Below are 23,811 nucleotides of genomic sequence, written 5' to 3'. Positions count from 1 at the left end.
TACCTACGTTAATAAGACTTACTCAATTATAAGTGATGTGATTTTTTACTCCAAATGAGTTTTCATCAATTCACACAAGATTCCAATTCATAATAGGATCAGTATTGTAGCTTTCAAGTAACAGAAGGTGATTTAACTCGTCTTGAACATATGAAAGAAATCACAATTTTACTTCTCATACTAATTCAAGTTCAAGCTGCAACTGACGTTATACTGAAGAAAGAATTAATCGGTACATGGAAGATTGAAAAAGTTGAATTCACTCGACCAGGAATTTGCATGCAAAATGATTTCTGCGAAATGATTGGAACAACATTTAAATTTAAAGATGAGCAGCACCTATTGATTACTTCAAATAGTGACTGGTTTCAGTTAGCAAATGAAGAAGAGATATGTTGGTATTTAGAAGATGAATATCTTATTATGAAAACAAATAATCATCAAGAAGATTACCGTTCAAAAATCACTTTTGAAAAAGGTAAGTTGAAATTACATCTTAGTAATTTGATTACGATTCGTTTCATAAAAATATAGTTCGAAATTATAAGCTACAAATTGATTTTCACCTGAATTTAAGACCTATGAAGTTATGGAAAATACTAGTTTGAAACTTAAAGAAACATCACACCAATCTGAAATCAAATCAACAAATAAAGTATTGAAAAATTTTTAAATACCAATCTGTATGTTAATCAGTCTTTAGATGAAAAAATTCGATTTAACTTTATACATGACTCTAGTAGAAGCAAAAGGCAATAAATTATAATGATAAGTATAATTAAGGTATGAACAAGCACTATTGTCAATAGCCTAAACCTTGTAATCAATAGTAACAACAAAGCCCTTATCATCTAAGATGATAAGGGCTTTATATAATCGTTATGTTAACCTATAGTCGTTCTAAACCAGCAGTTCATGATTGACCCTCATAATCCACATTTTATCATTGTAAGCGTCGTTTAGCTTAGAGTAGTAAGATATCAGAGCATTCGTCCAAGAGTCGTGCTTTTTAAGGTATACGTATCTGTAATTGTTCTTAGGGTTGATGAAGTAACTCGCACTTAATCCGAATGAATTTAGCAAGGCAACAAATCGTTTAGCATTCTTAGGGTTGGCGAATACATTTGCAATAAGGTAATAACCAGAACCGGCACCTTCAATAACATAAGATTTTGAATCGACTTCTCTAGAATCTACATTATCTCTTACCACTTCACTAGAGGTAAGAACATTAGAATTATACTTAGAAGATTTCTCTTTGATCTTATTTACATTGCTTGCGTAAGCCTCATTAGTGTATCTGTTATCAACGTTCATAATCCAAGTAGCACCATCATATGTACCGTTCAGTTTATTATCATGAGCGGCTACAGCTTCTGCAAAAGTATCATACCTCTGTAAGTATACGTACTTTAAACCTGTATTAGGGTTATCAATATAATCGGCATTAATACCCTGCTCATTTAAACCGTCAATAAAATTATTCATGTACTGCCCGCCTTTGTATACATTAGCAACTACATAGTACCCGTCTGTAACATCTGGTAAGTCTTTAAACCTTTGACTTTTTACTCCGTCTTGAGCTACTTCTCTTGTTGCTTTCGCAACAGGAGTATTGATGTTTCTTGGTCTATTAGCAACTACAGCATCTTTTGGCTTCACTTGTTCTTTATATCTGTTATCAACAGAAGAATTCGTATCTGTATTTGTGTCTGCAACTTCTTGTCTTTCAGCAACAGAATCCTTTCTTTCGTTCGATACCACTGCTACCCTATCTTGTTGTGTTTGATTAGCTGCATTGCTGGTAACTGACTGACCTGAATTACTTGAATTATAACTATCGGTATTTAAATCTCCGGAATTACTCGGGTTATAGCTAGAAGCAACTTCATTGTTACCATTCTCATCAAGAAAGAGCTCTTTTGCTTTATTCTCAAGATCTGGTCTTTCTCCGTTTGTTTCATTACGAACCATACGCATTACCATCGCAAAACGTCTTTCTAAATCAGATTGACGAATAGCTTCTAACGAATCTTGACGAAACATCAGCTCTTCGATGATGGCATCGTTTTCTGCCAATTTCATCTTCAACTCTTCTATTTCTTCATTCGTTGCAATATTCTCAGGCTCCTCATCATTTTGCACTAAATCATCTTCAAAGTCATCTTCTAACATTACCCTGTCTTCAGTAAGGTTCGGAGAGAATGAATAGGCAAATGATATCTCATGCGTAACTCCAAAATTATCAAAGTTGTTAGACAATCCTTTTTCCATGGTATAGCCTAAAGAAATTCTTTGGTTAAGGTTAAAACCTACACCTGCGGCTGCACCGTAAAAACTATCATATCCACCTTGTATCCATCCTAATTTTGGAAGGTCAAGAATTAAACTTCCGCCTAACGTAACATCTTCTTCTCCTACTTTTCTAACTCTTGCCAAAGGCATTAAACGACCTTGCTCAAAAATACCATCTTGATTTTCAAACTGATGAGTATATTGTAAGTGGCCAGAGTATGTTTTGTCTTTAAACTCCGTTACCGATTCGCTTGTCTTTAAGTTGTAATCAAAAAGGTTTTCAGCAAAAACACCAACATCGAACTTACCGTAAGAAAGGTTAAAACCAGGCTGAAATGATAAAAGGTTCTGATCTTGCAGTCCGGCTAAAAAAGGATCCTCTTCTACAGTAGATGCTCTACCGTTATCAAATCCACTTTGGTAATAAGAAACGTTTGCGCCAAAAGTAAAGTTACTCTTGTCATTCAATTTAATACCGTAGGCATAATTAGCCAACACTCCAAAATTGCTTAAGATACCTTCTCTTTGAGAATACAGACTAAGACCTAATCCGGTTTTATCATTGATACGTCCACTATAGCTTAAGAAATAGTTTTGATTGTTATCATCAAATTGTACCGATTGGTTTCGGTGTAACAAATTGATATAAGATTTGTCTTCCCTAACCGTTGAAAACGTTGGGTTGATTAAGAATCGGTTATACTTCAAAAGGTTCTGGGCAGGAACATCGTATGATACAAACGGATTTTCCTCTTGCCCGCTAACCTTCATGATAGCTAACACAAATAACAATAGATATAAAACACTTTTCTTTAGCATGGTGAGCTTAACGTATTACTGTGATCGTACCTTGTTTAAGTACTTCACTGGCATTTCTAATTTTATAATAGAATACCATGTTTTGTTTGGTGAACGCAGTAGTTGACTGCGGCCAGTTATTTTTATAATCGAATTCGTTTACAATTTCTTGTCCTTGTTCATTGTAGATAATTACATTGACATCGGCTTTATTAGAATAAGAGTTCGGTATGATCCATTGATCATTAATACCATCTCCATTCACGGTAATTACATTAGGCACTTTAAAAGTGTCTAAGTAAGAAACTTCTATCTGTCTAACAATCTCACAATTGTCTATAGAAGCAATTAGGGTATAACTACCGGCTTCGGTAAAGTTTACACTATCAGAGTTGCTTACTTCTACCGCATTTGCATCTAACCATCTGTAGGCTGTACCTCCACTTGCAGTAACCAATCTAGTAGTACCTTCTGGCATTACTATTTCTGTACCTGGGTCAAGTGTAATTAGGTTTTCATCTAACGGTGTTACCACAATCTCATTAGAGATTAAAGAACAACCATCTCTATCTATCGCTAAAGTATATGTACCCGCAGTAGAAACTGTTAATACCCCATCTGTAGTATTAATAGAGGCTCCGTCTAGTCGCCATTGATATGTAGCTGAACTTAAGTCGGTGGTTGTGCTTAAGGTAATGGTTTCGCCACCGTTACAGAAAACAGTTCCTGAACTTGTAATACTTACTGTTTCATTAGTTAATAATTGAACAGGTAAAACATTAGAATCGACATTGAAACTACCAACTACCGCATTTAAACCGTAATCACCATTTTCAGAATTTGACGCCAAACTAATACTGTTATTAGTTGCACCACTTATCGCTACACCGTCTCTACTCCACTCATAGGTAAATCCGGAAAGTAAAGCACTAGTTACATCTGTTTTAGAACCATCTGCAGCAACCGCGTTTATAAGCTCAACACCCAATATAGTGTTTGTAGTTTCACAAGATGTATACGTATCAGTATAATTTATGGTCATTTCAAAAGAAGCAGGAGATACTACTGTAGTTACCTCAGAGTTTTTAGAAGACACTGAACAGGCACCGCCTGTTTGGGTAACTTCTGCATAGTACTCACCATCTTCGGTAATTGTAAGTGTACTATTTGTTTCACCTGTAATTTCAACAGCATTTCTGAACCACTTATAACTTGGCGTAACCGAAGTTGTCGTAACAGATAATACTTCGTTTTGTGTAGGCAATAAAACCATATTGATTTCATTCTCTACAGATACGGTATATAATTCTGCATTGGTTATAGCAACCACTGCCGATCTTTCATTACAGATACCTGTTCCCGAAATCTCTACTGCATAGTTTCCTTCGAAACCTGCATTCGCAGCATTCACATTATATGAAGTTGCTGTTGCACCGATAATCTCAACATCGTCTTTAAACCACTGGTAGCTCCAAGAAGCATTAGTTTGGTCTATACTTAACATTTCTGTATCTGTACTACATAAAGAAGTTTTGGTCGGGGCAGTAACTGCAATACCGGTTCCAGAACCGCCGATAGTGACATCGACAATATTAGAATCTGTATTACCAGACCCAGTACATCTTGGTCCGTAATCAATATATACATTGTACATACCCGATTGCGTCACGTTTAAAGTATGACCTGTTTCGGTAGTTAATTCTGTACCGCTTCTAAACCAAATATACTGATAGGTTTCTGGGTTGGCAATGTTATCAACTCGTAACGTAATCGCACCTGTACTACAAACGGTACCCGGTGGAACTCCGTTACCTAATTCGCTAATATTTAAATTAGAGGTAACATCCATATAATACATATTGAATGTCTCAGATTCGTTACCTACTTTTACCGGGTCTGTACTTCTAACCCTCATCTTATATCCTTCTCCACGAGTGTCGGTAGGTATCGCAAAACTAGTATCAAAATCCTTTACGGTATTTTGGTCTGTAATAGTTTTTAAAGTTACTGGGGTTGCAAAGCTACCACTGGCATCAGATAATTCGAGAATAAACTGGTTGCCTGCATTGGCGGTACCTATCCAAGTGATGTTGACAAAATATTCATTGAAACCACCATTACCTGCACAAACGGCAGACCAAGGGGTACTGCCTGACAGGTTCGGATTGTCTGCAGGTTCTGGAGCATTAATTACTATTGCTTGCGCAGATAATTGAAAAGCGCAGAATAGCATGGATAGTGCTGTAAATACGGTAAGTTTGTTCAAAGTTTTCATAGGTATTTGTAGTTATGGGGGCCACTACGGTTGAAAAGACGGTTAATAAGTTATTTTACATTCCCATCATTTCTTAGACAAATATGTTATTTAATACGACGAAGGGGAATTTTATGTTGTCGAAAGGAAGATTTCTGTTGTGAAACGCATTTTATGTAAGGTGTGCCTATTTTAAACCCGCCATTTAAGGCAATTTTGCTACTTTTGTAGCTTGAAAAATAATGACATGAGCGAGACATCGAAGTCTTTGAATTTTATTGAACAAATTGTTGAAGAGGACTTGGTAAATGGTTATACCAAAGACGAATTACGTTTTCGTTTTCCTCCTGAGCCAAATGGTTACCTTCATATTGGGCATGCAAGTTCTATTTGCTTAAACTTTGGTTTAGGTCTTAGATACAATGCACCTGTAAATCTGAGGTTTGATGATACCAACCCTGCAAAAGAGGAGCAAGAATTCGTAGATGCTATCAAAAAAGACGTAGAATGGTTGGGATTTAAGTGGGATACCGAACGGTATGCCTCTGATTATTTTCAGCAATTATACGATTGGGCGGTTGAATTGGTGAAACAAGGTAAAGCTTATGTCGATAATCAATCTTCTGAAGATATGGCTATCCAAAAAGGTACGCCAACAGAGCCGGGTACCGATAGTCCGAATAGAAATCGATCTATCGAAGAGAATTTAGAGCTCTTCGAAAAGATGAAAAACGGTGAGTTTAATGAAGGCACTCATGTATTGAGAGTCAAAATTGATATGGCTTCTTCTAATATGTTGATGCGCGACCCAATTATGTACCGTATTCTACATAAAGCACACCACAGAACAAATACCGATTGGTGTATTTACCCAATGTATGATTGGACACATGGTGAAAGCGATTATATAGAGCAAGTATCTCATTCGTTCTGTACGTTAGAATTCGCAATGCACCGAGAGTTATATAACTGGTTTTTAGATCAAGTATATGATGAAACTAAAGTAAGACCTAAACAACGTGAGTTTGCTCGTCGTAATTTAAGCCACACCGTAGTAAGTAAGCGTAAATTGGCGCAATTGGTAGAAAAGGGAGTGGTAACTGGATGGGATGATCCAAGAATGCCTACCATTTCTGGACTAAGAAGAAGAGGATACACTCCAGAATCTATTCGTAATTTTGTAGATACTATAGGTATCGCAAAAAGAGATAATCTTATAGATGTGTCTTTATTGGAGTTTAATATCAGAGAAGATTTAAACAAAACTACTCATAGAGTTATGGGTGTTTTGAATCCATTGAAATTGGTTATCACTAATTATCCTGAAGGAGAAACGGAATGGTTAGAAGCCGAAAATTCTCCAGAAGATGATACTGCCGGTACACGTGAAGTGCCATTTTCAAGAGAACTATATATAGAACAAGAGGATTTTAAAGAGGAAGCAAATAAAAAATTCTTCCGATTAAAACTTGGCGGAGAAGTACGTTTAAAAAACGGATACATTATTAAAGCGGAAAGCTGTACAAAGGATACCGAAGGGAATATAACTGAGGTACAATGTACTTATGACGCTAAAAGTAAGAGTGGAAGTGGTACCGAAGAAAGTTTGCGTAAAGTAAAGGGAACATTGCATTGGGTGTCTATTGCACATGCGGTAAAAACAGAAGTAAGAGTATACGACCGTCTATTTACAGATGAGAGTCCCGATACTCATAAAGACAAAGATTTCATGGATTTTATAAATCCTGATTCTTTAACCGTAATTACAGGATATGTTGAACCTGCATTAAAAGATGCCAAGCCAGGTGATCGTTTTCAATTTCAACGTATCGGATATTTCTGTGTTGACCCAGATACCACTGCAGATAATTTAGTTTTCAACAGAACTGTTGGTTTACGCGATTCTTGGGCTAAAATTCAATAGATAATACAGTATAAGTATTCCTTATCGTTAGAATCTATTTTCATTACGATTTATTATAAAAAACCACCTATAGACAACACGTCTACAGGTGGTTTTCTTTTTTTAGACTAATTGGTATTAATGCAAATAAAACTGCGCCCTAAAGCCATTAAAATCAGTTTTCGCTAGGACTAATTATTCAAAGGTTCAAAAGCTCAGAACTATATGTAAAAGCATAAAAAAACCCGAGAACATATGTCCTCGGGTTACATATTAAAAAGCTAAACCTGAAACTGATTATTCTTTAAGCTTAGGCTTATTTGTTTTCTTCATTGTTTCGCCAATCATATTACTTGCTGTAAAACTAGCAACCATATTATTCAGCATATCACTACCGGCTTGAGGTGAGTTTGGTAATAATATTAAATTCGTATTGGTAGCTTCACCAATACTCTGTAACGTATCATAATGTTGTGTTACCACAATTAGTGCAGAAGCTTCTTGAGAATTAATACCTACTTTATTTAATACCTCTACCGACTCTTCAAGACCACGAGCGATTTCTCTTCTTTGATCTGCAATACCCATACCTTGTAATCTTTTACTTTCAGCCTCGGCTTTTGCTTTTTCAACTATTAAAATACGAGCAGCATCACCTTCAAACTGCGCAGCAGTTTTTTGACGCTCAGAAGCATTTATACGGTTCATGGCTTCTTTTACCTGTGCATCTGGATCAATGTCGGTAACTAGGGTTTTAATAATATCAAATCCATAATCTAACATTGCCTGTTGCAGTTCAGATTTTACCGCAATAGCAATATCATCTTTTTTAACAAAAACATCATCTAACTTCATTTTAGGTACTTCTGCCCTAACAACGTCAAATACATAAGAAGTTATTTGTTCGTGTGGATATTCTAATTGATAATACGCTTCGTAAACCTTCTCCTTGATTACAACATATTGTACAGATACTTTAAGTTTAACAAAAACATCATCCAGCGTTTTAGTTTCTATAATAACATCTAATTGCTGAATTTTTAAACCAATACGTGCAGCAATTCGTTGCACAAAAGGAATTTTAAATTGAATACCGGACTGTCTTACACTAGTAAATTTTCCGAATGTTTCAATTAGTACTGCAGTTTGCTGTTTTACGATAAATACACCCGATAGGATAGTGAAAATCACTAAAAACGCAATCGGAATCCAAATAAATGAGCCCATGATTTTTTCTTTTATAGTTAATAATGGAAGATACTAAAAGCCTTCATAGTATTAGTAGCATTCTTTCCATATTTGTTACAGAATAGCCCGAATAAACACATAATCTGCAATTACTTTTCTATTTACCCTTTACCTCTAAACAACAACAAGATTTTCTAATACGTATAGTTCCTGTTTTAATTCATAATTTTAAACCTAACCATAACACAAAAACGATGCTTGTCTCTATACATCCAAAATTACCGATGCGAAACAGGAACAAAACTGAAGACTATTATGTCAACTCTCTAGGGTTTGAAAAAGTTGGAACAGTTGATTATCCTGAGTATTTAATGTTACAAAAAGATGACATCGAAATACATTTCTTTTTGTTCAAAGCCCTAAATCCAAAAGAAAATTACGGTCAAGTATATATACGCACCAATACAATCGATTCATTATACCAATCGTTATTAAATGATAATGTGGCTATTCACCCAAATGGAAAATTAGAGTTGAAACCTTGGGGGCAAAGGGAATTCGCTCTTCTAGACCCTGACAGTAACTTACTAACTTTTGGAGAATCATTTCAATAAAAGCAAATATTTTAAAAGAAAAAGGCAGCTCTTTCGAGCTGCCTTTTTTGCAGGGTTAAGTTTACTATTAAATATCAAAACGATCTAAATTCATCACTTTCGTCCATGTTCTACTAAAATCGCGAACAAATTTTTGTTTCGAATCTTCTGTGCCATAAACTTCGGCTAAAGCGCGTAACTCTGAATTAGAACCAAAAATTAAATCAGCTCTAGTACCTGTCCATTTTACAGTACCTGTTTTACGATCGCTTCCTTCAAATACGGTGTCATTGTCAGAAGTAGCCTTCCAAGTAGTACCCATATCCAGTAAATTAATAAAGAAATCATTGGTAAGTAAACCTGGCTTATCAGTAAACACTCCGTTGTTAGAACCATTATAATTAGCTCCCAACACTCGAAGTCCGCCAATAAGAACTGTCATTTCTGGTGCAGTCAAGGTTAACAAGTTCGCTCTATCAATCAATAACTCTTCAGCTTGAACAGATAGTTTTTGTTTCGTGTAGTTTCTAAATCCGTCAGCTATTGGCTCAAGCGCATCAAAAGCTTCAATATCGGTTTTCTCTTGAGTAGCATCGGTACGACCGGCTGTAAATGCAACAGTAGTATCAAAACCTGCTAATTTAGCCGCATTTTCTACTGCCGCAGAACCTGCAAGTACTACTAAATCAGCAAAAGAAACTTTCTTATTACCTGACTGGCTATCGTTAAAATCTTTTTGAATCTTCTCTAACATAGAAGTTACCTTCGCTAATTGCGTTGGGTTATTTACTTTCCAATCTTTCTGAGGAGCTAAGCGAACACGACCACCATTAGCGCCACCACGTTTATCCGATCCTCTAAAAGTAGAAGCAGATGCCCAAGCAGTAGAAACCAATTCAGAAGTTGAAAGACCAGAAGACAAAATAGTTTTCTTTAACCCAGCAACATCAGCATCATTAATCAATTCAAAATCAACTGCCGGCACTGGATCTTGCCAAAGTAATTCTTCTTTTGGAACTTCTGGACCTAAATAGCGATCTGCAGGACCCATGTCACGGTGTGTCAATTTATACCATGCTCTTGCATAAGCATCTTTAAACTCATCTGGATTTTCTAAAAAGTTTCTAGAAATCTTTTCATAAGCAGGATCTACACGTAAAGACAAATCGGTAACCAACATAAACGGCTGGTGTGTTTTACCAGGAATATGTGCATCTGGCATTTCACCAGCGCCCGCATCACCAACAGGCTTATATTGCCATGCACCAGCCGGGCTCTTCGTTAATTCCCATTCGAAACCGAATAAATTTTGGAAATAATAGTGACTCCATTTCGTGGGTGTCTGAGTCCAAGCACCTTCTATGCCACTTGTAATTGTATCGGCACCTGATCCAGTACCAAAACTATTCTTCCATCCTAAACCTTGTTCCGTAATATCTGCCGCAGCTGGTTCAGAACTAACATAATCGTCAGGACTAGCGGCGCCGTGTGTTTTACCAAATGTATGTCCACCAGCAATTAGGGCAACTGTTTCATAATCGTCCATCGCCATTCTTTTGAATGTCTGTCTAATATAATGAGCAGCTTCTAATGGGTCAGGGTTTGCATTATGCCCTTCAGGATTAACATATATTAAGCCCATATGTGCAGCACCAAGTGGATTTTCTAACTCCAAACCATCGCCATCATAACGTTGCTTGTTTCCCATCCATTCAGATTCAGATCCCCAATAAATATCTTCTTCTGGCTGCCAAATGTCCTCGCGACCACCAGCAAAACCGAACATTGGTAAACCCATACTTTCATGAGCAACATTACCGGTCAAAATCATTAAATCTGCCCAAGAAATTTTCTTTCCATATTTCTGCTTTATTGGCCATAGTAATAATCTAGCCTTATCTAAATTGGCATTATCTGGCCAGCTATTTAATGGCGCGAAACGTTGGTTTCCTGAACTTGCACCGCCTCTACCATCTGAAATTCGGTAAGTACCTGCACTATGCCAAGCCATACGGATAAAGAATGGTCCGTAATGCCCATAATCAGCAGGCCACCAGTCTTGACTATTGGTCATTAACTCAGTTAAATCCTTTTTTATAGCTGCTAAATCCAAAGATTTAAACTCTTCGGTATAATTAAAATCATCATCCATTGGGTCAGCCATTTTCGAATGCAATCTCAGAATATTAAGATTTAACATATTTGGCCACCAATCTTTAATGGTTGTTCCGCCACCAGCTGCTTGATGCATTTCGCCATTTAAAAATGGACAACTCGCTGCTGCAGGATCATTAACATCCCAAGCTTCACCTTTTCCGTTAGTACTACTCATGATTATATTTATTTTTAGTTGTATTTAATTCTGTACAGTAAAATTATCGATAATTAACTTATGGTAATTTAGATTTTAATAGATAAATCTTATTGTGTAATTATATGGGGATTTATCTAGCATCCTCTTTTCTAAATATGGCACTTAAATATACGGATTATCCTACTTAACATTTTCCTCTTTTCTCAAGAAAATATAACTATACTACTATTAATCAAAAGGTTTTGCAAAACGCTTTTCGAAATTAGAATTAATTAACGTGTAATAAATCTCAATAGATTTTAGCTAAGCAGCGATTCTTTTAACATTTTTGGACTCTTCGAGCCTGCAAAATCTAGTTATATTGCATAGCTATATCATTGTTATTTATGGCGGAGTCATCTAAAAGACAAATACAAGCTAAATGGTTACGTATTTTTCGAAAAGTACATAGAACAACAGGCGCAGCATTATTTATTTTCTTCTTTATTATTTCAATAACCGGACTTCTTTTAGGCTGGAAAAAACACAGTGGGGGAATACTATTATCAAAATCATATGAAGGTACTTCGACCGAATTAAAACATTGGCTACCTATTGATAGTTTACACACTCTCGCCAATTTGTATCTTTTAGAAAACGTATCACCAGAATTGTCAACCAAAATTGATAGAATTGATATAAGGAAAGACAAAGGGATGGTCAAATTCGTATATGAAAATCATTTTTGGGGATTACAATTAGATGGTGCTACAGGTAAATTGCTACATATAGAACGAAGATATTCTGACCTAATAGAACAAGTTCATGATGGTTCTATTTTAGATGATTACTTAGGTACCAGTAACAAACAAATTAAGGTTTTCTACACATCTATAATGGGTTTGGCGCTCCTGCTGTTTACGATTACAGGTTTCTGGTTGTGGTACGGTCCAAAGCGCATGCGAAGAAATAATACAACTGCTTAAAAATTAGGGTTAGCTTTGGGGTCTCAATTAAGGCTGATTAACTATGGCAGATACGAAAAAAAATGAGGGTGCAGAAAAGCCCACATTACACCCAAGAAATAAACATACCGGTCGTTACGATCTAAAAGCGCTTAAATTAATAAACACTGATTTAAAGCCGTTTGTAGAGAAAAACAAATACGGAAACTTAACGATAGACTTTTTTAATCCCATTGCCGTAAAAGCCCTTAATAAAGCAATTTTAATTTCTCAATACGGCTTAGATTTCTGGGATATACCAGATGGTTTTTTGTGTCCGCCAATACCGGGCAGAGCCGACTATATACATCATATTGCAGATGTTTTAGCCGCCAGTAATAATGGAAAATTAGTTAAAGGAGAAAACATTACTTGTTTAGATATCGGGGTCGGCGCAAATTGTGTTTACCCAATAATCGGAAATAACACTTACGGCTGGTCGTTCATAGGTACCGATATCGACCCAAAGGCATTAGAGGCTGCACAAAAAATAGTGACCTCAAACCCTTCTTTGCATGGTAAGGTTGAATTTAGACTACAATCGAAACCCGAGCATATATTTTCGGGAGTTTTAAATGCTGATGAAAAAGTCGATTTAGCTATTTGTAATCCTCCTTTTCATGCCACGCAAGCAGAGGCAGAGGCGGGTACATTACGAAAATTGAGTAATCTGAAGAAAAAAAGGGTTAAGAAACCGGAGTTAAATTTTAGCGGACAAGGCGGCGAACTTTGGACAGACGGGGGTGAAAAACGTTTTGTACTTAACATGATAAATGAAAGTGCTCAATATGCTAAAAATTGCGCATGGTTTTCAACTTTGGTTTCAAAGCAATCGAATCTACGTGCGTTTTATGACAGATTAGAAAAAGTAGGAGTTATTGAGCATAAAACCACCCCTATGGGCCAGGGTAATAAACTAAGCAGAATAATTGCATGGACATTTCTATCTACAACAGAAATGGAAACCTGGTCATCAGACAGATGGAAAGCAGAATAAAAATTTCGCAATGGCCCATATTCGATTGAGAATAGAAGCTTTTAAACGGTCTTCTTTAATAAATAGACCCGAAGGGTCGAATTTTTTTTGAAAACACAGCAAATAAGTTAAAATGGCAGGAGAAACTAATCTTACTATTCTATTGAAGAGTTTAAAACCAAGTTTGAACGAAGGAACTTATGTTTTCTTGACTCTTCAAGATATCTCACAAATTTCTAGAGACGATATTTTATTCGAGTTTAAAGAAACAGAAGGTGTCACCATTATACTTAAAAAAGAAAAAGCGGATGAATTAAAATTCGACTACGAATTCGTCGCATCATGGATTACTTTAACCGTTCATTCTGCATTAGATGCTGTTGGTTTAACAGCTGCCGTTTCTACTGCATTAACAAAATACAACATAAGTTGTAATGTAGTTGCTGCCTATTATCACGACCACATTTTTGTAGCTACTAAAGATACCGAAAAAGCTATGGAAGTTTTGGGTGAATTTTCAAAAGAGTAAACCTCCCATAAAAAGCCCAATAGCGCTTGAAAAGAACCTTTATAAAATTTTCAGGAAAACCTCAGAGTATTATATGCTGAATAAGCCCGTAATATTTACTTCGTTTTCCTGAAAATTATATTTATCCCAATTTGTTTAAAGCTGATTCTATTCTAGAAATACTTTCCTCTTTACCTATCATCGCCATGATATCGAAAATATGAGGTCCTTTCATATCACCAACTAAGAATAGGCGTAAAGGAGGCATCACTTTTCCAAAGGACAATTCTTTCTCGGCAATCCACGCTTTTACTATGGTCTCAGTATTTTCAGAAGAAAAATCATCTATTGGTTTTAGTACTGAAATAAGATCGTTCATGATTGAAGAGGTATCCTCTTTCCATTGTTTTTTCGCTGCTTTCTCATTGTATTCAGTAGGTGCTATAAAAAAGTAATCGCTTAATTCCCAAAAATCTGACACAAAAACTGCACGTTCTTTTATCAGCGTAACTACCTTTGTTACATAGTCTAAACTCGCATTTTCGCTACCTGAAATATGAGCATTTACCATTGGTAAGTACAATTTAGCTAACTCATTATCAGCTGTTTGCTGAAGATAATGTTGGTTGTACCATTTGGTCTTTTCTGGGTCAAAACGCGCTCCAGATTTATTTACACGCTCTAAACTAAAGGCTTCTACCAATTCATCTAAAGAAAATAATTCTTGTTCCGTACCAGGATTCCAACCCAATAAAGCCAAGAAATTTATAACCGCTTCAGGAAAATAGCCTGATTCTTTATATCCAATAGATTCGTTCCAAGAAAGCGGAAAAACAGGGAAACCCATTTTTTCACCATCACGTTTACTCAACTTTCCTTTTCCAACCGGTTTCATAATCAAAGGTAGGTGTGCAAATTCTGGAGCATCCCAACCAAATGCATCATACAATTGTTTGTGTAACGCCATAGAAGGCAACCATTCTTCACCACGAATTACATGAGTAATTTCCATTAAGTGATCATCAACAATATTAGCCAAATGATAGGTTGGCATACCATCACTCTTAAATAATACCTTGTCGTCTAAAACGTTGGTGTCTATTTGAATTGAACCTCGAATTAAGTCTTTTAAATGTAATTTTTCATCTGGTGGATTTAAAAATCGAATTACAAAATCATCACCATTATCTAAGCGATTTTTAACTTCTTCTGGCATTAATGACAACGAATTGTCAAGTTTTAATCTATTATGCCAGTTATATATAAATGTTTTTCCGCTTTCTTCATGCTCTTTTCTATGCGCATCTAAACTTTCGGCACTATCGAAGGCGTAATATGCATGACCACTTTCAATTAAATCATCGGCATATTTTTTATATAACGATTTACGCTCGCTCTGTCTATATGGTCCAAAACCGCCGTCTTTACCTATGCCTTCGTCAAAAGGAATACCGCACCAATTCAAAGAATCAATAATATACTGCTCGGCACCTTCTACATACCTATTCTGGTCGGTATCCTCTATTCTAAGAATAAAATCGCCGTCATGTTTTTTGGCAAATAAATAATTAAATAGAGCGGTACGAACTCCACCAATATGTAAAGGCCCAGTAGGACTAGGGGCAAAACGAACACGAACTTTCTTCGACATACTTTTTTTATAAGACCACAAAGATACATAACCGCTACTTTGTATCTAAAGATTTATAAATAGGATTTTAATGTCCTCATCTTGAAAAATTACTGTTAGATGCGTAGTTATCAAATACACAGTGTTTTGATTTAACAAATATTTCCCAACAAACATTGGTGATAACCGTTATCTTGGTATAAAAAAGAACAATTGCAAGACTATCAGAACATTTTAGAGCGATTAAATCAGTTTATTCAAAAACACTACTCTCAAGTTCTACTGAAAGGTATATTATTATTTATAGCCTTCGGATTACTATTTTTTTTATTGATTTTAGGAGTAGAATATTTTCTGTGGATGAATACAACGGGAAGAATGATACTTTTCGGAATTTTTATAGCCGTAGAGTTATTTCTACTCTTCAAATACATTTTTATCCCAATATTCTACTTATTTAAACTAAAACAGGGTATCGGTCCAAAAGATGCAGCTCAAATGATCGGGAGGCATTTTCCTGAAGTAGGAGATAAGCTGACAAATTTACTAGATCTAGCAAATGACCCGCAACAGTCAGAATTATTGCTCGCAAGTATAAACCAGAAATCAAAACAGCTAGACCCAATTCCGTTTTCGAATGCTATAGATTTTAAAGAATCCCTAAAATACTTGAAATATGCTATAATTCCGATTGCCATAATAGGGCTATTGTTCGTGTCAGGTAATTGGAACAGTTTTTTTGGCACTTATGAACGGGTTGTGAACTATGAGATGGCGTATGAAAAACCCGCACCATTTCAATTCGAACTATTATCAGATAATTTAAAAACATTACAAGATGAAACCTTTACCATACAGGTTACTACAAAAGGTGAAGTAAAACCTGAAAATGTGTATATAGAAATAGATGGCAAACAGATTCTTTTGCAACAAAACAATGGATTCTATGAATATATATTCACACCCCCGATAACTACCACAAACTTTAAATTCAAAGCAAATGAGGTAGATTCTAGAGAATATACACTTACAGCTTTAGAGACACCTTCCATCTTAGATTTCACCATGGATCTTACATATCCTTCGTATCTAAACAAATCGAATGAAAGTATAAAAAGCACGGGAAACGCTGTAATACCTGAAGGTACCAAAATACAATGGAAAATAAAAGGTGAAAATACCGATGAGATTAATCTCACTACAAAAGACACAGTAATACAGCTTGCAAGAGAAAATAATACGTTCGAATTAGAAAAACCCATTTACAATGAATTTAATTATGAACTAACAACAACCAACAAAAATGTTGAAGACTACGAACGTCTAACCTATAATCTTAAAGTAATTAAAGATAGTTACCCTACAATCAAGGTTAATCAAGTTCTAGATAGTTTGAATCCGAATGTTTCTTATTACACCGGAAACGCAACTGATGATTATGGTTTACGCAAAATAGATGTTGTGTATTTTGAAGTTGGAAAAGAAGAAAAGAAGAATACCTTAAACTTATTGAAACCTACTTCAAACTATGAGCAATTTTATTACACTTTCCCCTCTGGTTTAGAACTTGAAGCAGGCAAAAATTATGGCTTTTATTTCGAGGTTACAGACAACGATGCTATACATAATGGTAAGACAACAAAAAGTCAAATATACCAACAAGTATTGCTAGATGAAAATCAATTAAAAAATAAGGATTTAGAGTCTCAACAATCACTAATAAAAGACCTTGATAAATCGTTACAAAAATCTAAAGAGCAGAAAGAATCTTTAGAAGAGATTAACCAAAATCATAAAGAAAAAAACAGTCTAAATTTTAATGATAAAAATCAAATAAAAGACTACTTAAAAAAGCAAGAACAGCAAGAACAACTCATGCAAAAATTCAGTAAAGAATTAAAAGAAAATTTGAATAAAGAAAACAAAGATGACAAATTAAACCAATTGTTACAAGAACGTTTAGAACGACAAGAAGAACAAGCTAGAAAAAACCAGCAACTCCTTGAAGAACTTAATAAAGTAGCTGATAAAATAAAGAAGGAAGACCTTACCAAAAAATTAGAAGAACTAGGAAAAAAACAACAAAATAGTCAACGTAGCCTTGAACAGTTATTAGAATTAACCAAACGGTATTATGTTACAGAAAAGGCATCTCAGATTGCACGCGATTTAGAAGAGTTAGCTAAAAAACAAGAAGAGCTTTCAGAACAAAAAAATGAAAATAATACCGCTGCAAAACAGAAAGAACTAAATGAGGAATTTGATAAAATTTCAGCTGAACTAGACGATCTAAAAAAGGACAATGAAAAGCTCAAAAAACCAATTGATATAAATATCGGAAAAGGGAAAAAAGAGAGTGTTGAAGAAGACCAAAAAGAGGCACTTGAAGAACTTGAAAAAAATACCTCTGAGGACCAAAATAAACCAACCAGTTCTGACGCAAATAAAAAGCAAAAATCTGCCGCAGATAAGATGAAAGAAATGAGTGAACAACTAAGCGAATCATCTTCTGGTGCAGGCGGTGGTTCATCTGTAACTGAAGATGCAGAAATGTTGAGACAAATTCTTGATAACCTTATCATATTTTCATTTAAACAAGAAACTTTATATGACCGACTAACAGCTAGAGAAGACCAAGATGCTACTCAATATTCTGAAACAGTTCGCGATCAAAATGAATTAAAAGGTTTATTCGAACATGTCGATGATAGTCTTTTTGCATTATCACTTAGGCAAGCTGAACTTTCAGAATTTGTAAACGAACAAATTACGGAAGTATACTACAACATTGATAAATCTTTAGAAACCATGGCAGATGGTCAAATGTTTCAAGGGATTTCTCATCAGAAATATGTGCTAACAGCGGCAAATAGCCTTGCAGATTTTCTCGCAGAAGTAATGGACAATATGAATTCTAGCATGCAAATGGGAAAAGGTTCTGGACAAAGCGAAGGTGGTTTTCAATTACCAGATATCATCAAAGGTCAACAACAATTAGGTGAAAAAATGGGTCAAAAAAGTAAATCGGGGAGTGAAGGTGAAGAAGGAAAAAATGGGGAAGGAAAAAAGGGTAAAAATGGAGAAAATGGTGAAGGTGGAAAACAAGGGGAACGTGGTAAACAGGGGGCTAATGGAAAAGATGGAGAGAACGGAAGCGACGGTGAAAACGGTAAAAATGGAGAAGGAAAAAGTGGAAAAAATGGTGAAAATGGACAGGGTGGAGAAAACGGTCAAGGAAATAATGGGTCTAACGCTACAAACGGGCAAGGGCAAGGGGCAATGAGTGAAACCGAATTAAAAGAAATATACGAAATCTATCAAAATCAGCAAAAATTAAGGCAAGAACTAGAAAAACAACTTGAAAATATGATTAATTCTGGCGACCAAAAACTAGGTCAAAAATTGATCAAACAGATGGAAGATTTTGAGAACGACCTTTTAGAAAATGGAATAACACAACGTACCATCAACAAAGCCAATACTATACAGTATGAATTGTTGAAATTAGAGAACGCAGCACTTAAGCAAGGAGAGAAATCTGAGCGAGAAAGTAATAGGAATACCAAAGACTTCACAAATCCTATTACTACTAAACCCTCATTATTAGATAATTATCTTAATGAAGTTGAAATTTTAAATAGGCAAAGCTTACCTTTGCGGCAAAATTTTCAATCTAAGGTTAAAGAGTACTTCAAAGCAAATGATTAATTACAATTACCTAACAGAATTTAAACTTGTAGCAGAAAATAACTTCGATTCATGGATTACAGAATCTTGTAATACCGAAGGGTTTTCTATAATTGAACTCAACTACATTTTTTGTAGTGATGACTACTTGCTTAAAATAAATCAAGATTACTTACAACACGATTATCTAACAGACATTATCACCTTTGATTATGTGTCAGGAAAAAATGTATCGGGCGACCTATATATTTCAATTGACCGCGTGAAAGAAAACGCAGAAGAGTTTAATGTTTCATTTGATAATGAATTAAAACGCGTAATGATTCATGGGGTTTTACACCTTATGGGTTATTCGGATAAATCGGATGCAGCTACTGCCGAAATGCGCGCTAAAGAAGAAGAAAAAATAAAGCTGTTCCACGTGGAACAATAGAAGATATGTTTGGAGAAGAATATGATGTAATTGTAGTTGGCGGAGGACACGCCGGTGCAGAAGCGGCAGCAGCAGCTGCAAACTTGGGTTCAAAAACCTTATTAGTAACCATGAATTTGCAAAATATAGGACAGATGTCTTGTAACCCAGCAATGGGTGGAATTGCAAAAGGACAAATTGTTAGAGAGATAGATGCTCTTGGTGGGTATAGTGGAATTGTATCTGACAAATCTGCCATACAATTTAAGATGCTTAACAAATCTAAAGGACCTGCAATGTGGAGTCCAAGAACACAAAACGATAGAATGCGTTTTGCAGAAGAGTGGCGTTTGATGTTGGAACGCACACCGAACGTAGACTTTTATCAAGAAATGGTTTCTGGATTGTTAATAGAAAATCACAAAGTAGTTGGTGTAAAAACCTCTTTAGGAATTGACATACGTTCAAAAGCTGTTGTATTAACTAACGGAACTTTCTTAAACGGACTTATTCATATTGGTGAAAAACAATTTGGTGGAGGTAGAGCAGGAGAAAAAGCAGCCACTGGAATAACAGAACAATTAGTTGAATTAGGTTTTGAAAGTGGAAGAATGAAAACAGGAACTCCGCCAAGGGTAGATGGTCGATCTTTAGATTATTCTAAAATGATCGTTCAACCTGGTGATGCAATTCCTGAAAAATTCTCTTATACAAATACAAAACCATTAGCACATCAACGTGATTGCTACATGACACATACAAGTGCAATGGTTCATGATTTGTTACGTGAAGGTTTTGATAGATCACCAATGTTCAACGGTAGAATAAAAAGTTTAGGACCGAGATACTGCCCATCTATTGAAGATAAAATAAACCGATTTGCAGATAAAGACAGTCACCAAATGTTTATTGAACCTGAAGGTTGGGAAACTGTAGAAGTATATGTAAACGGATTTTCAACTTCTTTACCAGAAGATGTTCAATTCAAAGCACTACGTTCTGTGGTAGGTTTTGAAAAAGTAAAATTCTTTAGACCAGGTTATGCCATAGAGTACGATTACTTTCCGCCAACACAATTGAAACATACGTTAGAAACTAAGCTAGTTAAAAACTTATATTTCGCAGGACAAATAAATGGAACTACCGGATATGAAGAAGCAGCATCGCAAGGATTAATGGCAGGTATAAACGCGCACTTAAAATTGAAGGAGGAAAACCCTTTAATTCTAAAAAGAGATGAAGCATATATTGGAGTTTTAATAGATGACTTAATTACAAAAGGAACGGAAGAACCATATCGAATGTTTACATCTCGTGCGGAGTATAGAACCTTACTTAGACAAGATAATGCTGATTTACGATTAACACCTTTAAGTCACGCTATAGGTTTTGCTACAGATGAAAGAATGAAAAGGATGGAGCAAAAACTAGAACAATCTGAAGCTCTTGTTAACTTCTTTAAAGAAACAAGTGTATTGCCAAAAGACATTAATCCTATTTTCGAAAGTGTTGATTCTGCTTTAGTAAAACAGTCTGACAAAATGTACAAAGCATTTTCGAGACCTAATGTAACAATGGATCACATGCTGCAATTAGATGAAGTATCTAACTTTGTAAAAGAAAATAATTTTGATGGTGAAATACTTGAACAGGCAGAAGTACAAATAAAATACTCTGGTTACATTGCAAAGGAAAAAGTAAATGCTGACAAACTTCATAGACTAGAAGCAGTAAAGATTCCTGCTAATTTTGATTACTCAAAATTGAAATCTTTATCGTTTGAAGCAAGAGAAAAAATGACAAAAATTCAACCGGTTACCATTTCTCAAGCTTCAAGAATTAGCGGAGTTACTCCGAGTGACATCAGTGTACTTTTAGTTTTTCTTGGAAGGTAGGGCGAATTGTTCCACGTGGAACAATTGAAAAATTATAGTATCAGATTCCGCATTTTTTAATTAAAACATGGCTAACAACATATCAAAAATAACAACCAAAGATTATTTGGTAACGCAGGAAATCTTTGAATTAGAATATGATTCTAATTCAGAGATGCTCGTTACAAAACCTGCACCTAATAATTTAGAAAAATACTACGACCCTAATAATTACATTTCACATTCTGATAATGGAAATAGTCTACTTGAAAAAGTTTATCAAACTGTAAAAAAATATACCTTAAACAAAAAAGTTAAACTCCTAAATAAATATTCCAACACTCAAAAAAAATTACTTGACATAGGATGTGGAACTGGGGAATTTCTAATTAATGCAAAAAACCAAAATTGGAAAACAGTAGGAGTAGAGTTAAACGATAGTGCAAGAAAGAAAGCAGTAGACAAAAAACTAGAAGTTTATAAATCATTAGAAGATCTAAATGATAGAAAATTTGAAGTAATTACCCTGTGGCATGTACTAGAACATTTACCAGATTTAGACAAACAGATAAACAAAATAACATCTCTGTTAGATAAAAACGGGACACTCATAATTGCTGTTCCAAATTACAAATCATATGACGCTCAATACTACAAAGAGTTTTGGGCGGCTTATGATACACCAAGACATCTTTGGCACTTTTCACAAAATGCAATAAAAAATATTTTTACAAGTAAGAAAATAGAAGTAGTTAAAACGCTACCAATGTATTTTGATTCTTACTACGTTTCACTATTATCAGAAAAATATAAAACTGGTTCTTCAAATTACTTAAGAGCGTTTTATAGAGGTTTCCGTTCAAATATGAAGGCAAAGTCAACAGGAGAGTATTCTTCCCTAATATATGTCCTAAAAAAAGAGTAAAAACCTATTTAAAGACGTTTTAACTAATTATTTAATTAAATCTATATACTATATTAGATAAATAATAAAAATGCTTTAAATAAGCCTTAAAATGACTGTAAAAAATAAATAAAATCAATATTTTAAAGATTTATTATAAGTATTATCTATTACTGCTTAAATCTCATCATTTATCTCGATTTAAAAATATTTTCATTCTAAAAGCTTTATTACTTTTGCACCACATAAAAATGAAAAAATGAAAAACCTAATTGTAATTTTCGCTATCGCATTGCTAGCCTCTTGCCAACAAGAAAAAATTGGATACGTAGATAACGTAAAATTGATGGATGAGTATCAACAAAAAATTGATGTAGAATCTAAATTTAAAGTTAAGGCAGATGCCTTAGCAAAAACTAGAGATAGTATATCTCAAGCTTTTCAATTTGAAGCACAAGCTTTTCAAGCTAAAGCTCAATCAATGTCTCAAACAAAAGCTCAAGAAGAATATGCAGCAATGCAGCAAAGAGGTCAAATTATTGGTCAACAACTTCAACAACAAGACCAACAATTACAAATGGAAGGTCAAACTGAAATGGATAGTATAGTTTCGAAAGTTAAAAAAGAAATAAAGGCTTACGGTCAATCAAAAGGTTACTCTTACATTCTTGGTGGAGGAGACGGTGGTAGTGTTCTTTATGGTAAAGATACTAATGACTTAACCGATGAGATTGTGAAGTTACTTAACGATAACTACAAGAAATAAAACTTAACTACATACATAGAAAAGCCGGTCAATGACCGGCTTTTTTTATTCTATTGAATTAGTTTCGAATCTTTCTAATTCATGTTCAATATTAAATTGATCTTTAGGTAAAAATCCCTTTACAATAAGAACAATGCCACATATCACTAATATAATCCCAATAATCTTCTTTATAAATACAATTCTTTTAACCGTTAATTTTCTCTTTAACTGTTTAGCTAAAAGTATTTTAAAAATATCTGTTATAAAATAAGAAAGTAGTACAGTAGCAAAAAAAGTAAAGAATCTATTTGGATGATTATCTAATGTTGGTCCTATAATAATTATAATACCCAACCAGAATACAAGAACTCCAATATTAATAAAATTGAGTAAAAAGCCTTTTATAAAAAGACCTAAAAAATCTGATTTTCTAATCTTCTTAGACTCATCTGGTATTTCTTTTTTATCCACTTTAAAAAAAGTAAATAGCCCGTAAACTAAAAGAATTACACCACCAAAGACATACAGCCCAGGTTGATTACTTAAATTTTCAAGGAGTTGAAAACTACTAAAATAAGCTACTAGGATAAATAAAATATCAGCCAATAATACACCTAAATCAAAAGTGATAGCAGCGCGAAATCCTTTTACAGCACTCGTTTGTAACAAAACAAAGAATACAGGCCCTACCATAAAGCTTAAGAAAAAGCCTAAAGGAATTGCTGCCTGAATATCTTCTAACAT

At 34.8% G+C, this 23,811-nt stretch carries 17 protein-coding genes; 11 read left to right on the top strand and 6 right to left on the bottom strand.

Going from position 1 to position 23,811, the window contains the following annotated elements:
• The first annotated feature begins 150 nt into the window (after nucleotides 1-150).
• Entirely contained in the window at nucleotides 151-534 is a 384-nt protein-coding gene (locus ACPF9A_RS09850) for a hypothetical protein (RefSeq protein WP_424003989.1), read from the top strand.
• 366 nt (nucleotides 535-900) lie between these two features.
• On the opposite strand, the gene ACPF9A_RS09845 is transcribed toward ACPF9A_RS09850, so the two are convergent.
• Nucleotides 901-3,114 (bottom strand): PorP/SprF family type IX secretion system membrane protein, encoded by a 2,214-nt coding sequence (locus tag ACPF9A_RS09845; RefSeq protein ID WP_424003987.1) that lies wholly within the window; start codon nucleotides 3,112-3,114, stop codon nucleotides 901-903.
• Between the two features lie 7 nt (nucleotides 3,115-3,121).
• On the bottom strand, nucleotides 3,122-5,368 hold the full coding sequence (locus tag ACPF9A_RS09840; protein ID WP_424003985.1) for a gliding motility-associated C-terminal domain-containing protein: 2,247 nt from the start codon (nucleotides 5,366-5,368) through the stop codon (nucleotides 3,122-3,124).
• A 226-nt stretch (nucleotides 5,369-5,594) separates the two neighbouring features.
• Here ACPF9A_RS09840 and ACPF9A_RS09835 point away from each other — a divergent pair, with 226 nt between their 5' ends.
• Nucleotides 5,595-7,271 (top strand): glutamine--tRNA ligase/YqeY domain fusion protein, encoded by a 1,677-nt coding sequence (locus ACPF9A_RS09835; RefSeq protein ID WP_424003983.1) that lies wholly within the window; start codon nucleotides 5,595-5,597, stop codon nucleotides 7,269-7,271.
• Nucleotides 7,272-7,547: 276 nt separating this feature from the next.
• On the opposite strand, the gene ACPF9A_RS09830 is transcribed toward ACPF9A_RS09835, so the two are convergent.
• Nucleotides 7,548-8,477 (bottom strand): SPFH domain-containing protein, encoded by a 930-nt coding sequence (locus ACPF9A_RS09830; RefSeq protein ID WP_324024754.1) that lies wholly within the window; start codon nucleotides 8,475-8,477, stop codon nucleotides 7,548-7,550.
• 215 nt (nucleotides 8,478-8,692) lie between these two features.
• On the opposite strand from ACPF9A_RS09830, the gene ACPF9A_RS09825 reads away from it, so the two are divergent.
• Complete coding sequence (locus tag ACPF9A_RS09825) at nucleotides 8,693-9,052, top strand: bleomycin resistance protein (protein WP_424003981.1); 360 nt, start codon at nucleotides 8,693-8,695, stop codon at nucleotides 9,050-9,052.
• A gap of 67 nt (nucleotides 9,053-9,119) precedes the next feature.
• On the opposite strand, the gene katG is transcribed toward ACPF9A_RS09825, so the two are convergent.
• Nucleotides 9,120-11,363, bottom strand: coding sequence for a catalase/peroxidase HPI (gene katG, locus ACPF9A_RS09820; protein ID WP_424003979.1), 2,244 nt, complete (start codon nucleotides 11,361-11,363; stop codon nucleotides 9,120-9,122).
• Between the two features lie 368 nt (nucleotides 11,364-11,731).
• Here katG and ACPF9A_RS09815 point away from each other — a divergent pair, with 368 nt between their 5' ends.
• The 3 genes from ACPF9A_RS09815 to ACPF9A_RS09805 all read left to right on the top strand — a co-directional run bounded on the left by ACPF9A_RS09815 (nucleotide 11,732) and on the right by ACPF9A_RS09805 (nucleotide 13,833).
• The gene (locus ACPF9A_RS09815; RefSeq protein WP_424003977.1) at nucleotides 11,732-12,310 is read left to right on the top strand and encodes a PepSY domain-containing protein; all 579 of its coding nucleotides are present in this window, start codon (nucleotides 11,732-11,734) and stop codon (nucleotides 12,308-12,310) included.
• 43 nt (nucleotides 12,311-12,353) lie between these two features.
• Nucleotides 12,354-13,325, top strand: a complete 972-nt coding sequence (rlmF, locus tag ACPF9A_RS09810) for a 23S rRNA (adenine(1618)-N(6))-methyltransferase RlmF (RefSeq protein WP_424003975.1) — start codon at nucleotides 12,354-12,356, stop codon at nucleotides 13,323-13,325.
• A gap of 112 nt (nucleotides 13,326-13,437) precedes the next feature.
• A complete protein-coding gene (locus tag ACPF9A_RS09805) occupies nucleotides 13,438-13,833 on the top strand; it encodes an ACT domain-containing protein (protein ID WP_424003973.1) in 396 nt (131 codons plus the stop codon).
• 121 nt (nucleotides 13,834-13,954) lie between these two features.
• On the opposite strand, the gene gltX is transcribed toward ACPF9A_RS09805, so the two are convergent.
• The gene (gltX, locus tag ACPF9A_RS09800; RefSeq protein WP_424003971.1) at nucleotides 13,955-15,463 is read right to left on the bottom strand and encodes a glutamate--tRNA ligase; all 1,509 of its coding nucleotides are present in this window, start codon (nucleotides 15,461-15,463) and stop codon (nucleotides 13,955-13,957) included.
• A 192-nt stretch (nucleotides 15,464-15,655) separates the two neighbouring features.
• On the opposite strand from gltX, the gene ACPF9A_RS09795 reads away from it, so the two are divergent.
• From ACPF9A_RS09795 to ACPF9A_RS09775, 5 genes are all read left to right on the top strand, one after another.
• Nucleotides 15,656-19,150: a DUF4175 family protein gene (locus ACPF9A_RS09795; RefSeq protein WP_424003969.1), complete on the top strand. Its 3,495-nt coding sequence runs from the start codon at nucleotides 15,656-15,658 to the stop codon at nucleotides 19,148-19,150.
• On the top strand, nucleotides 19,143-19,562 hold the full coding sequence (gene ybeY / locus ACPF9A_RS09790) for an rRNA maturation RNase YbeY (protein WP_424003967.1): 420 nt from the start codon (nucleotides 19,143-19,145) through the stop codon (nucleotides 19,560-19,562). Before ACPF9A_RS09795 ends, ybeY begins: the two co-directional genes overlap by 8 nt.
• A 5-nt stretch (nucleotides 19,563-19,567) precedes the next feature.
• Nucleotides 19,568-21,436, top strand: coding sequence for a tRNA uridine-5-carboxymethylaminomethyl(34) synthesis enzyme MnmG (gene mnmG / locus ACPF9A_RS09785; protein WP_424003965.1), 1,869 nt, complete (start codon nucleotides 19,568-19,570; stop codon nucleotides 21,434-21,436).
• Nucleotides 21,437-21,503: 67 nt separating this feature from the next.
• The gene (locus tag ACPF9A_RS09780; protein WP_424003963.1) at nucleotides 21,504-22,340 is read left to right on the top strand and encodes a class I SAM-dependent methyltransferase; all 837 of its coding nucleotides are present in this window, start codon (nucleotides 21,504-21,506) and stop codon (nucleotides 22,338-22,340) included.
• 238 nt (nucleotides 22,341-22,578) lie between these two features.
• On the top strand, nucleotides 22,579-23,085 hold the full coding sequence (locus tag ACPF9A_RS09775) for an OmpH family outer membrane protein (RefSeq protein WP_424003961.1): 507 nt from the start codon (nucleotides 22,579-22,581) through the stop codon (nucleotides 23,083-23,085).
• Nucleotides 23,086-23,130: 45 nt separating this feature from the next.
• On the opposite strand, the gene ACPF9A_RS09770 is transcribed toward ACPF9A_RS09775, so the two are convergent.
• On the bottom strand, nucleotides 23,131-23,811 hold the full coding sequence (locus ACPF9A_RS09770; RefSeq protein ID WP_424003959.1) for a LysE family translocator: 681 nt from the start codon (nucleotides 23,809-23,811) through the stop codon (nucleotides 23,131-23,133).

Source organism: Maribacter sp. IgM3_T14_3, from assembly GCF_049603095.1.
GTDB lineage: Bacteria > Bacteroidota > Bacteroidia > Flavobacteriales > Flavobacteriaceae > Maribacter.
Note: the sequence above shows the minus strand (reverse complement) of the source record. Positions and strands in the feature narration are given on the sequence as shown.